We start from the raw sequence: 13,441 nt of genomic DNA, 5'->3' as shown, positions 1-13,441 counted from the left end.
CCGTCGGGAGGCGGACTGCTCTAGGTCGCTAGACATCTCACTTTTAGCTATCGTTGCCCGAAACGCTACCCGGCAAAGTGCAGATGAGGCCTGACTAGGGCTCGGTGGGCTTAGTGGCAGCTTTCATCTTCGAGACAAAGTCGGTAACTGCAGCAGCGAGCATCTCGGTGGGTCGATTATCTTCGTCAAGGTGTGCGTCAACGATCTTTGTTAACGCGGATCCTGTAATCGCGCCGGCTGCACCGGCGTCGATAGCGTCCGCGACGTGTTGGGGAGTCGAAATTCCGAAGCCGAGGAGAATCGGTGCCCCACCAAAACGCTTCACGTTGCTCACTACTTCATCGAGCCCGCGCGTCTCCGATTCCTTCTCGGTGCCGGTGACGCCGTCGCGCGAGATCGCGTAGATGTAGCCTTTGGAGTACTTCGCTACGCCCTCGAGGGTCTTCCCGGAGGCTTGTGCGGGTGCGATGAAGATGGGATCGATTCCTGCTCGGTCGGCTGCGTCGACGAAGGGGGCGCCTTCGCGAACGGGGACGTCGGGAAGCAAAATGCTATCGGCGCCGGCCTCTTGGAACTCGGCATAGAAGGTTTCTAGCCCCCGAGTGAAGGGGACGTTGCCGTAGATGAGCATGCCGATGGGCAGGTCTGGGAACTCGCTTCGAATTGTGCGGATTTGCTCGATGGCAGAATCTACCGTCGCGCCGCCTGCGAGGGCGCGGATGTGTGAGGCCTGGATCGTGGGACCGTCGGCGACCGGATCTGAGAAGGGAACGCCGAGTTCGAGCGCGTCAGCACCACCGGCGACGGCCGCGCGAACGATGGTGAGGGCGGTTTCTGGGTCGGGATCGCTCAGCATGATGAAAGGGACAAAAGCCCCTTCATTGCGGGCGGCGAGACTGGAGAAGAGTTTCTCGTAGCGGCTCATTATTTGTCCTCCGTGATCTTGAATTCGGGGTGCGCGTCGAGCGTGCGGCGGACGTGATCGATGTCCTTGTCACCGCGCCCGGAAAGAGAAACGAGAATGGTGATGTCTTCATCTTTGCGTTTCAACGCATAGGCCAGGGCGTGCGAGGATTCGAGGGCGGGGATAATGCCTTCGCGGCGGCTGAGGAGCTGAAAAGCTTCGAGGGCCTCGGCGTCGGTGATGCCGACATATGTGGCTCGGCCGGTCTGTGCGAGGTGGGCGTGCTGTGGGCCCACGCCCGGGTAGTCGAGTCCGGCCGAAATGGAATAGGATTCCTCTACCTGTCCGTCGGCATTGCGCATGAGGTAGGAGCGGGCGCCATGGAGAATTCCGATGGTTCCGTTATTGATAGTGGCGCCATGGTGCCCGGAATCGAGTCCTTCTCCCCCAGGCTCAGCGCCGACGAGTTCGACAGATTCTTCGTCGATAAAGTCCGCGAACATGCCAATGGCGTTAGAGCCGCCACCGACACAGGCGACGACCACATCCGGTAGCCCGCCCGTGCGCTCCAGCATTTGAGCCTTGGCTTCCTCGGAAATCACTTTGTGGAACTCGCGGACGATCGTTGGGAAGGGATGCGGTCCCGCTGCGGTGCCGAGGAGGTAATGGGATTCGTGGAAGGTGGCGGTCCAGTCGCGGAGAGCTTCGTTGACTGCATCCTTGAGGGTTCCGGAGCCGGAATCCACGGGAATCACCTTGGCGCCCATGAGTTCCATGCGGTAGACGTTGGGTTGCTGCCGCTCGACGTCCTTGGCACCCATGTAGATCACACAGTCGAGGTCGAGCAGAGCGCAGGCGAGGGCGGTCGCGGTGCCATGCTGGCCAGCGCCGGTTTCGGCAATGATGCGCGTCTTGCCCATGCGCTTAGCCAAGAGTGCTTGGCCGATGACCTGGTTGGTCTTGTGAGCGCCACCGTGCACGAGGTCCTCACGCTTGAGGAAGATGCGTGCCTTTCCGCCAAGTTTGGTCGCTTCGGTGAGCGGCGTGGGGCGGCCCAGGTAGTCCCGTAGGTAGCCGGCAAGTTCCTTGCGGAAGGCCGGGTCATTCTGGGCGTCGACGAAGGCGTCCTCGAGCTGGTCGAGTGCTGGGATGAGTGATTCGGGAACAAATTGTCCGCCAAACTCACCGAAGTAGGCGGGAAGAATGGTCTCCCTGGTGTCCTGATCGTTGGTCATGATAGTCCTTTTGTCTCGGGCTGTTGCTAGGGCTCGGGTTGGGGATTAATACGTAAAGTGACGAATGATATGGAAGGCCTGAGCGATGAGTGCACTGTCTTTTCGACCGTTCACTTCGACCCCTGAATTGATGTCCAATCCGGCGGTGCCGACGCGAAGCGCCTGGGTGAGGTTCTCTGGATTCAGGCCCCCAGCAAGAAGTGACTTTGCTTTGACCTCGTCCGGGACAGTTGTCCAGTCGAAGGAGGTACCGGTGCCGCCGGCGCCCGAGTCGAGGATGAGCATGTCGGCGGCGTTGGCAAGCGCAGCGGCAAGGGTGGGGCCATGGGGTGCAGTCATATCGATGGCGCGCCACACCTGGCGCTCCCCCGCTACTGCGCGGACGGACTCAATGAGTTCGAGTTCGGCCTCTGTGCTCCCCTGGTAAGGCGCGTGGATCTGCAAGGCGGAGATCCCATCGATGGCCAACTCCTCCCAACCCGCAGTGCGGCGTGAGACCGCGACATAGCTGAGGTCGGGCTCATGAGCGATGATATCGAGTGCAGTTTCACGTGAAACATTGCGCGGTGATTCCTCTTCGAAGATGAGACCACCGTAGATCGCGCCGGCGGCGCGGGCGGCTTGGGCCGCAGACCACGTAGTAAGACCGCAAACTTTGTTGTGCCCATAGACGAGTTCACGGGCGGCGCGGTCGATGTCCGGTGCGCCGGTGAGCTGAGAGCCAACGAGGAAAGCATTGGCGTGAGATCCCAGGCGGCGAACGGTCTGGTTATCGCGAATACCGGACTCCGACACGATGACCTTGCCAGACGGGACGTGGTGTGAAAGGCGCTCGGAGCGTGTGAGATCAATGCTGAGGTCGTGGAGGTTGCGGTTGTTAATTCCGATGACATCGATGCCAAAGGAAGTGGCGCGGGCGACTTCCTCCTCGGTGATTGCTTCGGTAAGGACATCAAGTCCAAGGGAATCCGCGAGCTGCTTGAGTTCTGCGTAGGTGTCGTCATCGACGATCGACATCATGAGCAAAATGGCGTCGGCGCCGAAATGGCGCGCGGCATAAACCTGGATCGGGTCAACGATGAAGTCCTTGCACAAGACGGGCAGGTGCGTGGATAGCGCCACAGTCTGCAGATGGTCGTAGTCGCCACCAAAACGATCCGGTTCGCACAGCACCGAAATGGCTGAGGCGTAGCGCGAATACACGCGAGCGATGGCCCCAGGTTCATAGTGTTCCCGAATGAGCCCCAGTGATGGCGAGGCGGACTTGCACTCCATGATGAAACGGTTGGTGCCGTTGAGTGCATCGTAGAAGGAACGTTCTGAGCGCGGGAGAGCAGCTAAATCAACGTGTGCCAGGCGCTCACGGATTGCGGGCAGATGCGTGCGGCGCTTGGCGACGATCCCCTCAAGCACGGTCGGCAGAGCCATAGTTCGCCTCCTCGTGCTTCTTCAGCCATGCGGCGACGGTTCCATCCTTAATGAGTTGGTCGGCATGCGCGACGCCCTCGTGGATGGAATCGGTAGTGCCATTGAGATAGAACATTGCGCCGGCGGTGGCGGCGATCGCGTCGTAGTGGGCAGGCTTGCCGGTACCGGCGAAGACCGCCCGGAGGGCCCTTGCGTTTTCTTCACCGTTGCCGCCGGCGAGGTCGGAGAGCTCGTGGCGGGAGATGCCGAGGTCCTCCGGGGTGAGCTCGTAGTGGCTAATGGAGCCGTCGCGAAGCTCCCAGACCTGGGTGGTGCCGTGGACGGCAATCTCATCGGTACCCGCGCCGTGGACGACGAGCGCGCGCGTGCGGCCAAGATCCTTGAATACTTCAGCGATGAGCTGGCCCTGCTCGGGATTGGCGATGCCCATGATCTGGAACTCTGGGCGGCCCGGGCTGAGCAGCGGACCCATGGTGTTGAAGAGGGTTGAAATTCCGAGTCCCTTGCGTACCGGTTGCACGTGAGCAACTGCCGGGTTATACGCAGGAGCGAAGAGGAACGTGAAATTCGAGGCTTCGAGTTGGCGGACCGCGCGGTCCGGATCGAGGTCGAGCGGGATGCCGAGGGCCTCAAGGACGTCGGCGGAACCCGACTTGGAAGATACGGAACGGTTGCCGTGCTTGACCATCTTGACCCCGCCGGCGGAGGCGACGAGAGATGCGCCGGTGGTGACGTTGATGGTGTTAGCGCCATCGCCACCGGTCCCTGCGGTGTCCATGAGCCCCTTTCCGGTGACTGGGAAGGGACGCCCGGCATTGAGGAAGGCGCGCGCCGCGCCGGCGACATCGGCGAAGGTTTCGCCGCGAGTACGGATGTGGGTAAGGAGAGCGGCGATATGAATGTCGTCGTACTCCCCTACTGTCAGTGGGGTAAAGACCTCGATAGCTTGCTCGAGCGTTGGATGTGAAATGTCGAGGAATTCCTGCAGTGTCTTGAGGGCGTGGTTATTAGTCATTACTTGGCTCCTTCCATAGTGGGGAGAGAGGAAAGTTGTTTGATACAGCGTTCGATGATGATGGGTCCCGTCGGCGTGAGGACAGACTCGGGGTGGAACTGCAGGCCGAGGGCCATACCGTCGAGAGTTTCCGCCGCCATGGTGACAGGGCCGATATTGGTCTCGGTCTCCGCGAGGCTGCGCATCTGGGCGGGAATGTTCGCGCAGCCCAAGGAGTGATAGCGCGCAACGGGGACGAGGCGGCCCACGTAGTTCGGGTTATCTGGCTCGGAATCAGTAGTGAGCCCTTGGAAGAGCGGGTGCTTCGCGCCAGCGTCGGTTAGCGTCGTGGGAACAGAGGAACCGTGCACCGGACCGCAGGCTTCAACCCTGCCGCCGCAATGCTCGAGCAGCGCCTGGAAGCCCAGGCAGATGCCAAGGATGGGGATGCGGCCGAGGGAGGCGTCGACAAGCTGCATCATCGATCCGGCGTCGCGGGGATGACCGGGGCCGGGCGAAAGGATGATGATGTCGGGCTGGGCGGCAAGGACCTCCTCCACCGGCACGGTGTTGCGGAAAACGGTGGTGTTGTAGCCGGCGAGCGCGTCGACGAGGTTGTAGACGAAGGAATCGTGGTTATCAATGAGGACGACGTGTGGCTTCATCGGATGACCTCCAGGGAAGCGTTGTGTGCCTGGGCGATGGCACTGAGCACCGCGTAGGCCTTGTGGACCGTTTCGTCGGCCTCGGATTGCGGGATGGAATCGCGCACGACTCCGGCGCCGGCCTGGACAACGGCCGTGCCGTCTTTGACGTAGGCGGAACGGATGACAATGCAGTTGTCCATGGATCCATCGCCGCGCAGGTATCCGATAGCACCCCCGAAGGATCCGCGGCGAGTGCCTTCGGTCTCACGGATGAGTTCCATGGCACGCAGCTTCGGTGCGCCGGTCAGCGTTCCCATGTTCATGCAGGCTCGGTAGGCGTCGAGGGCGTCGAAATCCTCGTGCAGCGTCGCGACGACGCGGGAGACCAAGTGCATCACGCGGGAATAGCGGTCCACTTGGAGCAGGTCGGCGACCTTTCTGGTGCCGGGGACGGCGACGCGGGCAAGGTCATTGCGCGCTAAGTCAACCAGCATGATGTGCTCCGAGACCTCTTTGGAGTCGGTGCGCATCTCGAGTTCGTTGCGGATGTCCAGCTCGTGGGTCGCACCACGCGGGCGGGTGCCGGCGACCGGGTAGAGCTGCACCTGCCGGTCAGCGGCCGTGTACTTCAGGTTGGATTCGGGGGAAGCGCCGAAAAGCTCGTGCTCGGTACCGCGCAGGTAGAACATATACGGCGAGGGGTTGGTCTCTCGCAGCGTGCGGTAGGCGGCAAAGGCATCCGGGCAGTCGAGGCTGAACGCGCGGGAGGGCACGACCTGATAGATATCGCCTGCATGTACGTTGTCTTGGAGGCGCTCGACGTGGCGGCGGAAAGCGGCGTCATCAATGGAAGCGCGTGCGCGAATGGTCTCGCGCGGTGCCGGGGCTTCTGGAGTAATAGGTACGGTGACAACGGCCCGGTCCAGCTCTTCTTCGAGCGCGTGCTTGTCGACGCCCCATCCCTCTATTTTCGCGGTCTCCGTCAGGTGGTCCACCGTGAGGACGTGCTCGGCTACCAGAAATTCATAGTCGGGGTATTCGTTAGGGCCATCAGGAACCGGCGGCAGTGCCTCGAAGGTATCGACATAGTCGAAGGCGAATCCCCCACCAAGGAAAGGCAGCGACTCGCCGGAATAGAGCTGGCTAAACTGCAGTGTGCGCAGGATATCTGCAGTTGAGGTGGCGCGGAGGCGGGCGCGCTCATCGTGCTCGGTTGAGAGCTCGAAGCTAAAGGTGGCGCTGCCCTCACCGTTCTGGCTCATCCTGGAGCGGAAGTCCTGACGAAGTTCATCTAAGAGTAGGTGCCCGGACGGAGTTAAGGCCGTTGCGGTGACTTCCTGGCCGCGGCACACCACCTTGAGTGCCGCCTTGGTGATGGCGATGCAGGTGAGGTTCTTCTTGGACTCGATGTCGGCGGACTCTAAGAGCAGGGAATCCTGCGGAGTGGCGAGGGCATAAAAGAGCGCGCTGGCGTCCGGTATGTACCTGACCTCGCGTTGGGCTGTATACGGCATCCTGTGTCTTTCTTTAACGATAGTGAGTGCTGCCGCGAGCTTCGCAAGAGAGCAAAACGCCGAAAAGCCCGCAGCTGCGGGCCTAAAATATGGGAGAACAACGAGGCCCGCGGGTTACGCGCGCCACCACCAAAGGTTAGATGTGTTCTTCACATCACTGACTCTAACACCGATACCTTCCGCCGTACAGATAAAGGTCATTCGGGTACCCCCGTGGCCTCATGGTGGTACGGGGCCATGGAACTGCAAGTGATATAGGAAACATGCAGCTAGAGTGTGTGATGTAACACTCTAAAACTGTAGGCCTATAGCTTTTGTAGGACTAATAGTACCCCCGCGCGGGAAAAATATTCATAAAACTGCTGCTTAAAAGGGTGAAAAGAGGATTAAATAACGGTCACTACTGTCACTCTTGAGTAGAAAAGGACCACTATGTTCTCTAAAACTGCTGCTGCTCTCTCAGCTATCGCTCTGAGCACTGTTGCCCTCGTGGGCTGCTCCTCGTCGTCGGAAAGCGCCAGCGGGGATTCCGGAGGCGGAGACTCCTACACCATCGGAATTAATCAGCTGGTTCAGCACCCCTCCCTCGACGCCGCCGCAGAAGGCTTCCAAGAAGCCTTCGAGGAGGCGGGCGTGGACGTGGATTGGGATGTTCAGAACGCCAATGGCGAGCAAGGCACCGCGGTGTCCATCTCTCAGCAGATGGCGAACGCTAACCACGATCTCTACCTGGCCATCGCTACCCCAGCCGGTCAGGCAATGAGCAAGTCCATCAAGGACAAGCCTTTGCTGTTCACTGCGGTGACGGACCCCGTGGAGGCGGAGCTCGTGGAGTCGCTGGATAAGCCGGGCAAGAACGTCACTGGTACCTCCGACGCCGCCCCCATCGAGGAGCAGGTAGAGCTCATTAGCCAGCTGGTCCCAGACGCCACATCTGTGGGCGTCGTCTACTCCTCCGCTGAGGTGAATTCCAAGGTGCAGGTGGAGCAGCTGACGGAAGCAGCCAAGCCGAAGGGGATTGAAGTGAAGTCGCAGACGGTGACCTCCGTGACGGAGATCCCCCAGGCCGTGGAGGCACTGGGTGATGTCGATGCCATCTACATTCCGACCGATAACATGGTCGTCTCCGGCATCTCTTCGCTCATCAAGGTAGCGAATGACAAGACCATCCCGGTCATCGCTGCGGACTCCGGTGCCGTCGAAGGTGGTGCTGCAGCCACCATTGGTATCGACTACAAGGAGCTGGGCCGCCAGACCGGTGAGATGGCGCTGCGGATCCTGCAGGATGACGCTGACCCGGCCGAAACTCCGGTGGAAACCGCTTCTGAATACACCTACGTGATCAACGAAGACGCAGTGAAGGCACAGGGCATTGAGGTGCCGCAGGAGATCCTAGACAAGGCTGAGACGCTGTGATTGGTGCACTCGAGCTAGGCCTCATTTATGCGGTGATGGCCGTGGGCGTCTACCTGACGTTCCGTGTGCTTGATTTCCCGGATCTGACAGTTGACGGCTCCTTCACTACCGGCGCTGCCACTGCAGGCGTACTCATTACGAATGGGGTCAACCCCTTTGTGGCCTCGTTGGCTGGCTTCGCCACGGGATTTGTGGCGGGTTGCATCACAGGACTTCTACATACGAAGGGCCGCATTGACGGGCTGCTCGCTGGCATCCTCACGATGATCGGCCTGTGGTCCATCAACCTTCGCATCATGGGAAGCGCCAATGTGCCGTTGCTCTCGCAAGATTCGGTATTTACTCCTCTGGACGCGGTAATGGGAACCTGGGCAGGAGTGGGTCTGCTTGCGGTGGGTTCGGTGCTGCTCTGCTTGCTCATTGTGTGGTTCCTGTCCACGGACTTGGGACTCTCGTTGCGCGCGACGGGTGACAATCAGCAGATGATCACGTCCTTTGGCGTGTCCACCGATTTCACCAAAATCCTGACCTTGGCCCTGTCCAACGGCCTGGTGGGTCTGTGCGGTGCGCTCATCGCGCAGTACCAGGGTTTCGCCGATATTTCGATGGGCATCGGACTCATTCTGGTTGGTCTGGCTTCCGTCATCCTGGGCCAGGCGGTACTCCCCCAGTCGCGCCTGTGGCTGGCCGTGGTGGCCGTGGCCTTGGGCTCCGTAATTTACCGGCTCATTATTTTCGCCGCCCTCCAGGTGGGCCTCAACCCGAATGACATGAAGCTCATCACGGCGCTGCTGGTTATTGTTGCTCTCCTGGTGCCTCGCATGACGCGGGTACGCGGCAAAAGGAAGGCCTAAATCATGCTCAACATAGACAAGATCTCAAAGACCTTCTTTCCGGGGACAGTCAACGAACGCCGTGCGCTTCGCGACGTCTCCCTGGAGCTTGCCTCCGGTGACTTCGTCACGGTTATCGGTTCAAACGGTGCGGGAAAGTCAACTCTTCTGAACTCGATTGCGGGCCGGCTCACCCCGGATTTTGGGAAAATCTCGATCGACAACAAGGATGTGACCAGCCAGCCGGAGCACAAGCGTGCGAGGAAGGTCGGGCGCGTCTTTCAGGATCCTATGGCAGGTACAGCGCCGAACCTGACGATTGAGGAGAACCTCTCGCTCGCTTATCTGCGCGGCAAGAAGCGCGGACTCGGTCTGGGCCTCAATTCCGCGCGCCGGGCTGTCTTTGTGGAACAGCTAGAGTCGCTCGAGCTGGGCTTGGAGGAGCGCCTTGGGACGAAGGTGGGCTTGCTCTCCGGCGGTCAACGCCAGGCGCTGTCATTGCTCATGGCCGGCTTTACCAACCCGAAGGTGATGCTTCTTGATGAGCACACGGCCGCCCTTGACCCACAACGCGCGGAGCTGGTGACCACTTTGACGAAGCGCATCGTGGAACAAGGTCAGCTCACCACGCTGATGGTGACGCACAATATGGCACAGGCGCTGCAGGTGGGAAACCGCCTCATCATGATGCATGAGGGAGAGATCATTTACTCCGCCGACGCCGAGCAGAAGGCGAAGCTCACGGTGGAGGATCTCATGGCGGAGTTTGCGAAGATTAAGGGCGCTACGTCCGATAGGACCCTTTTGCAGTAGCGTTCCTCCGTGGTTGTTTCACGTGAAACCTAGGTGTCGTGTTTGGCAGCACCTAGGTTTCTTTCTGTTCGTGGGTCTAGCACCTTTGTGAAGGTTTGACGGTGACATAAAAAGAGGGCCCAGCACAACGCTGGGCCCTCTAAGGGTAAAGCTAGTTGAACGTGAGTGGAGCTTACTTGAGCTTGATGAGCGCGGAAGAGAAGTAGTCCTCGACTGCTGATGGGTCATCGAGAGGGAGAACAGCGCCTACGTACTGGTCCGGGCGAACGATGACCACCGCTCCGTCGCGGGAAATTCCGCGGGCATCGAAGATGTCCTTGTCGCCAGGGAGAGCGTTGAAGACATTCTCCCAATTCGGAATGTTGAACTTGCCGTTGCGCGGGCGGAACAACAGTGGGGCGTCAAGAATCTCATAGTCGTGATGGTTGGTCTGCTGGTAGATAGCCTTCACGTCGAAGTAAGTATTTTCATCAGCTCCCTCCGGGGTGAACGCGGCCAGGATGGGACCGAGCTTCTCGGCCCACTCGCTCAGAGTGGAGCTCTCGCCGGCTTTGGGGGCGTCGGCAAAGGCGTAGATGCGGTAGCGGCCATCGGCGGTGTGCTGGTGGCCCAGGTGCTGAGGGTAAGCATCGCAGCGGCGGAGGACCTCAAAGGACTTGAAGCGCTTGCCTACCGGGAAGCCGGTAGCAAGGTCCTGGTGCTGTGTTGTACCGACAATCAGGTTGTCTTCGTACTGCGTCATCATGCCAGCGGCGAACTCCTCCGCAGCGACGTAGTACTTCTCCACTGCCTCCGGATCATCAAGCTCTTCGGTAGGTGTGGCCATGAGGGTGGACCACTCGCGGTCGAAGTTGATGAGGTTCTGAGCAGCTGGCTGACGCTCGCCGTGGTAGGTGGTCAAGAGTTCCTTCGGGGCGCGGCCGTCGAGGACGTGGCCGAGCTTCCACCCGATATTGAAGCCATCCTGCATGGAAACGTTCATTCCCTGACCGGCCTTTGCTGAGTGGGTGTGGCAGGCGTCGCCGGTAAGGAAGACGCGCGGGTCCTCGTCGTTATCGTCGAAGGCATCGACGAGTCGGTGGCCTACCTCGTAGACGGAGTGCCAAGCAACCATCTTGACGTCGATGAAGTAGGGCGAGTAGATCTCGTTGGCCTTCTCGATGATCTTCTCAATCGGGGTGGAGCGGACCTTGTGATTGTCATCCTCGGGCACGACGCCGAGGTCGACGTAGATGCGGCAGAGGTAGCCGCCCTCACGCGGGATGTGCAGGATTGAGCCGGCCTGGGAGTGAATGGCACACTTGGTGCGCCAATCCGGGAAGTCGGTGTCAACCACGACATCCATGACACCCCATGCGTGATTGGCCTGGTCGCCCTTGAGCGAGCGGCCGATGGACTTGCGAACGCGGGACTTAGCACCATCACAGCCGACGACGTACTTGGCGCGTACGTCGCGCGGGTTGCCGTCGACATCCTCGAGGTGGACCGTTACCGGGTATTCGCCCTCCCCTACCTCAAGGGAGACGAAGTTCCAGCCGTAGTCCGGAGTGATGCGGCCCGGGGCGCGGTGCGCATAGCGAGCGAAGTAGTCCAGCACGCGGGCCTGGTTGACAATGAGGTGGGGGAATTCAGAGATGCCCTGCTCGTCGTCGATGGGGCGAGCGCCGCGGATGATCTTGGACCGATCCTGCGGATCCGGGTTCCAGAAAGACATCTCCGTGATCTCGTAGGCCTCTTCTGTAATTTCCTTGGCAAAGCCGAAGGCCTGGAAGGTCTCCACGGAACGGGACTGGATTCCATCGGCTTGGCCTAGCTCGAGGCGGTGTGGGCGGCGCTCGATGATCCGCGTATTGACGTCCGGGAACATGGCCAGCTGCGCTGCGGCGATCATGCCGGCTGGCCCGGAGCCCACAATGAGAACGTCCATTTCATCCGGAAGTTCAGCGACGCGATCGATGCCGTATCCGGCAGGCTCGTGCACGCGGGGATCTTCCGAAACGTAGCCGTTGTGGTGGAACTGCACTGTGGACTCCTTAGTTAGCGGTTGTAGTTGACGAGAACAAAGAGAGTGATGGGGGTAGCGGCTGCTCCCCCACTTCTATGTGAGCTTCGCTCGTTGAGTTGGTGACTCAGTTCAAGGCGTCAAGAGGATGTGAGCTGGGTCGTATATGAGAATCATATATGATGCGTTCCCCGCGCACAATGGCTTGTGCAGAAAGGGGAGCGCATGGGTGGAGGGGCGTCGTCTAGCGCGGGCTGAAGATGAAGTGACCCTGGGATTGCTCGGCCTCGTGCTCTGCTCCGAGGGCTATCCCCTTGCGTTCGCGCAGGATGAAGGTGCAGATGAAGCCGACGATCGAAGCGGATACGAGGTAGCCTGACACCGCAAAAGTGGTACCAGTTGCCTCGACGAGCGCGGCGGCGATCATGGGGGCGAAGGCGCCGCCCAGGACCGAGCCGAGGGCATAGGTAATGGAGACGCCGGTGGCGCGAATAGAGGCGGGGAAAAGCTCGGCGTACATCGCGGACTGCGCACCGTAGGTCAGGCCCAGGCCCACGGTGAGGAAGAGGAGTGCGCCGTAGAGGAGACCGAGGCTTCCGGTATTGACCAGCGGGAAGAGGGCGGCAGCGCCGATGCCCTGCAAGATGAATCCCAGGAGGTAGGTATTTCGGCGGCCGATGTAGTCCGAGATGAAGCCGGCGAACAAGGTGGTCAAGGCCCACGAGAAGGCAGACACGGTCACGGCGTTGAGGACATCACCACGGTCGAGTGCGACGGGGCCCTCCGGGTCGGTGGCGTAGCGCTGGATGTAGCCGCCCGTAGTCATGTATCCGACGGTGCCGTTACCCGCGAAGACGAGGGCGGCGACGAGGACGAGCGGGGTGAACTTCTTAAACAGCGTGCCAATGGGGTTGGTGGCTTCTTCCTCTTCGCGTTCCGCAATCTCCGCGAATACTGGGGACTCGTCGACGCCCATGCGGATGAGGTAGCCCACCAAGACGAGGGCAAAGGAGAGGAGGAAGGGAACGCGCCAGCCCCAGTCCATGAAGGCGTCGCCAGGCGCGATGGTGTTCATGATGGACAGCACGCCGGAGGAGAGCAGCAGGCCGGCGGGCACGCCGATCTGGGGGCCTGCGCCGTAAAGGCCGCGCTTGTCAGTCGGGGCGTGTTCCACCGCCATGAGCACCGCGGAACCCCATTCGCCACCAGCAGAGATGCCTTGGATGATGCGCAAGGTGATGAGGAGAATCGGCGCCCAGATGCCGGCGGTTTCATAGGTTGGCAGAACACCAATCAGGGTGGTCGCACCGCCCATGGCGATGAGCGTGACCATGAGGACCACGCGGCGTCCGAAGCGGTCGGCGAAGTGCCCTGCTAGGAACGCGCCAACTGGGCGGAATAGGAAGGACAAGCCAACGGTCAGGAAGGAGATGATGGTGGCCAGGCCACCTTCGAGCGGGCCGAACATGAGGTGGTTGAACACGAGTCCGGCCACCGCTGCATAGAGGAAGTAGTCGTACCACTCGATAGCGGTACCGATGGTCGTCGCGGCGACGACACGGCGGCGTTCGGCCGTCGAAATTGTCGGCGTGACAGCTGTGTGCGACATGATGTGATTCCTTTCGGCATGGGGTGTGCCATATACGGAAAAGCGT

General features: G+C 60.5%; 11 protein-coding genes. 3 read left to right on the top strand and 8 right to left on the bottom strand.

Going from position 1 to position 13,441, the window contains the following annotated elements; translation table 11 throughout:
- Positions 1-94 precede the first annotated feature (94 nt).
- From trpA to HMPREF2943_RS08885, 6 genes are read right to left on the bottom strand one after another with little or no spacing between them, the layout of a single operon-like run.
- On the bottom strand, positions 95-925 hold the full coding sequence (trpA, locus tag HMPREF2943_RS08910; protein ID WP_070444573.1) for a tryptophan synthase subunit alpha: 831 nt from the start codon (positions 923-925) through the stop codon (positions 95-97).
- Positions 925-2,139: a tryptophan synthase subunit beta gene (gene trpB / locus HMPREF2943_RS08905; protein ID WP_070711372.1), complete on the bottom strand. Its 1,215-nt coding sequence runs from the start codon at positions 2,137-2,139 to the stop codon at positions 925-927. The genes trpA and trpB overlap by 1 nt, the downstream gene beginning before the upstream one ends.
- Positions 2,140-2,184: 45 nt before the next feature.
- Complete coding sequence (gene trpCF, locus HMPREF2943_RS08900) at positions 2,185-3,567, bottom strand: bifunctional indole-3-glycerol-phosphate synthase TrpC/phosphoribosylanthranilate isomerase TrpF (RefSeq protein ID WP_070711371.1); 1,383 nt, start codon at positions 3,565-3,567, stop codon at positions 2,185-2,187.
- The gene (gene trpD / locus HMPREF2943_RS08895) at positions 3,545-4,582 is read right to left on the bottom strand and encodes an anthranilate phosphoribosyltransferase (protein WP_070711370.1); all 1,038 of its coding nucleotides are present in this window, start codon (positions 4,580-4,582) and stop codon (positions 3,545-3,547) included. Before trpD ends, trpCF begins: the two co-directional genes overlap by 23 nt.
- Positions 4,582-5,226 (bottom strand): anthranilate synthase component II, encoded by a 645-nt coding sequence (locus HMPREF2943_RS08890; protein WP_070711369.1) that lies wholly within the window; start codon positions 5,224-5,226, stop codon positions 4,582-4,584. Before HMPREF2943_RS08890 ends, trpD begins: the two co-directional genes overlap by 1 nt.
- Positions 5,223-6,722 carry an anthranilate synthase component 1 gene (locus HMPREF2943_RS08885; RefSeq protein ID WP_070711368.1) on the bottom strand — a complete coding sequence of 500 codons (1,500 nt, stop codon included), beginning with the start codon at positions 6,720-6,722 and terminating at the stop codon, positions 5,223-5,225. The genes HMPREF2943_RS08890 and HMPREF2943_RS08885 overlap by 4 nt, the downstream gene beginning before the upstream one ends.
- Before the next feature lie 432 nt (positions 6,723-7,154).
- Between HMPREF2943_RS08885 and HMPREF2943_RS08880 the strand changes: the two genes are divergently transcribed.
- Genes HMPREF2943_RS08880 through HMPREF2943_RS08870 form a run of 3 tightly spaced genes read left to right on the top strand, consistent with a single transcriptional unit; the run spans position 7,155 to position 9,784 of the window.
- On the top strand, positions 7,155-8,138 hold the full coding sequence (locus HMPREF2943_RS08880) for an ABC transporter substrate-binding protein (protein WP_070444585.1): 984 nt from the start codon (positions 7,155-7,157) through the stop codon (positions 8,136-8,138).
- A complete protein-coding gene (locus tag HMPREF2943_RS08875) occupies positions 8,135-8,992 on the top strand; it encodes an ABC transporter permease (RefSeq protein WP_070711367.1) in 858 nt (285 codons plus the stop codon). Before HMPREF2943_RS08880 ends, HMPREF2943_RS08875 begins: the two co-directional genes overlap by 4 nt.
- Before the next feature lie 3 nt (positions 8,993-8,995).
- The gene (locus tag HMPREF2943_RS08870) at positions 8,996-9,784 is read left to right on the top strand and encodes an ABC transporter ATP-binding protein (RefSeq protein WP_070711366.1); all 789 of its coding nucleotides are present in this window, start codon (positions 8,996-8,998) and stop codon (positions 9,782-9,784) included.
- 172 nt (positions 9,785-9,956) lie between these two features.
- Here HMPREF2943_RS08870 and HMPREF2943_RS08865 read toward each other — a convergent pair whose 3' ends face one another.
- Both HMPREF2943_RS08865 and HMPREF2943_RS08860 read right to left on the bottom strand, forming a co-directional pair.
- Positions 9,957-11,807 carry an FAD-binding monooxygenase gene (locus HMPREF2943_RS08865; protein WP_070444591.1) on the bottom strand — a complete coding sequence of 617 codons (1,851 nt, stop codon included), beginning with the start codon at positions 11,805-11,807 and terminating at the stop codon, positions 9,957-9,959.
- A gap of 223 nt (positions 11,808-12,030) precedes the next feature.
- The gene (locus HMPREF2943_RS08860) at positions 12,031-13,395 is read right to left on the bottom strand and encodes an MFS transporter (RefSeq protein ID WP_070444593.1); all 1,365 of its coding nucleotides are present in this window, start codon (positions 13,393-13,395) and stop codon (positions 12,031-12,033) included.
- Positions 13,396-13,441 lie beyond the last annotated feature (46 nt).

Origin of the sequence: Corynebacterium sp. HMSC072D12 (assembly GCF_001813925.1) — a bacterium.
Classification (GTDB): Bacteria; Actinomycetota; Actinomycetes; order Mycobacteriales; family Mycobacteriaceae; genus Corynebacterium; species Corynebacterium aurimucosum.
The sequence above is the reverse complement of the archived record's forward strand: the minus strand, read 5'-3'. Positions and strand labels throughout refer to the sequence as shown.